The organism is Moorena sp. SIO3I6 (assembly GCF_010672095.1).
This window is the reverse complement of sequence record NZ_JAAHHU010001554.1, coordinates 1-1,167: the sequence shown is the minus strand read 5'-3', so window position 1 is coordinate 1,167 and position 1,167 is coordinate 1. Positions and strand designations below refer to the sequence as shown.

Annotated in this window: 2 protein-coding genes; one reads left to right on the top strand and one right to left on the bottom strand. The window is 36.6% G+C overall.

Going from position 1 to position 1,167, the window contains the following annotated elements; genetic code table 11:
- Nucleotides 1–384: nitrilase-related carbon-nitrogen hydrolase (locus tag F6K49_RS51145; protein ID WP_293110587.1), on the bottom strand; the 384-nt coding region annotated here is incomplete at its 3' end.
- 455 nt (nt 385–839) lie between these two features.
- On the opposite strand from F6K49_RS51145, the gene F6K49_RS51140 reads away from it, so the two are divergent.
- Nucleotides 840–1,022 (top strand): hypothetical protein, encoded by a 183-nt coding sequence (locus tag F6K49_RS51140; RefSeq protein WP_293053873.1) that lies wholly within the window; start codon nt 840–842, stop codon nt 1,020–1,022.
- The last annotated feature ends 145 nt before the right edge of the window (nt 1,023–1,167 follow it).

Here is a 1,167-nt window from a genome sequence, read left to right as displayed (position 1 = left end):
GTTTTCATCGAAAACATCATAGGTGGGCAAGAGTCGCTTGTGAAAAATCTGCCGTACTTTTCCCCCCTCTAGTAGAGCAATGCTGTTATATAAAGGTTTGCCACCAGCAAGCTCTGCTTTGGTATTCCGTGTTACTGTGCCGACCAAAACAGCTAGAGACAATGGTAGCTGCTGAGCTAGTTGTTGCACTTGTGTAGTCATCGATTCTCGAAACTTGGGATTTAGCAGCAAATCTCGTGGTGGATAGCCACACAAGGATAATTCTGGTGTCAGCAACAGACGCACATCCTGACTCGCAGCAGTGTTGGCTACTTCAAGAATCTGTTGAGCGTTGCCTGTAATATCACCAATGGTGGGGTTGAGTTGAGCGATCGCAATCTTCATCATTTTTGCTTGTTTTTTATAGTTTATGCCATCTACTTCACACAATCTTTAGTAATCTGGGTTTGGTTAGTAATTAAAGGCTAAAATATACAGTTTATATCGTTTTGTGTTTTTTTGTTTTTCTATAAAAAGTAACGGGTTCATGATTATTATTTTTTGTATTGATTGACTAGTTTTATTTTTTGAACAAGTTAGTAAATCAACTCCAAAGCTTGCGGCTGATGGATTTGATTAATTTATGGACACAAATAAATTTTAACAATTTCTAATTTTTAGAATCAGCTATGGGTCTCATTACGATAATTTCATTGTTATTAATATATTATTTTTATGATCGGCAATTATAAATTAATTATAAATTAATAACAAAAGTAAACATAAACGCAAACGTAAACGTAAACCCTAACGCAAACCTAATCCTTGATAGTGTAGATTCAAGTAATCAGAAATAAATCATGAACGTAGAAGAATTCGCAAACCGTTATCGAGAAGAGATTCAAAGTCTAGCCAACCAACTTCAAAATGCAGTTCTCGGACTGTCTCAGACAGAAGCAAAAATTGCTAAGATGGGACGCTCTATAGAGAACCTGAGCGAAATCGTTGAGGAATTTATCCTACAGCAGAATCAAAAAAACTAATTCCATGACTGATGATCACATTAATGTCAATGATTTCCCTAACAAAACTTACGGAACAACCTTATCTGTAGGGTGCGTTATTAACCAACCCTACTTACTACTTAAGGGAACTTGTGGCCTAGTTTTGCGTAAGTCCCGCCTAAGA

Excerpts from the sequence above, each read along its gene's own strand:
- F6K49_RS51140 (WP_293053873.1), top strand. The coding sequence starts at position 840 with ATGAACGTAGAAGAATTCGCAAACCGTTATCGAGAAGAGATTCAAAGT.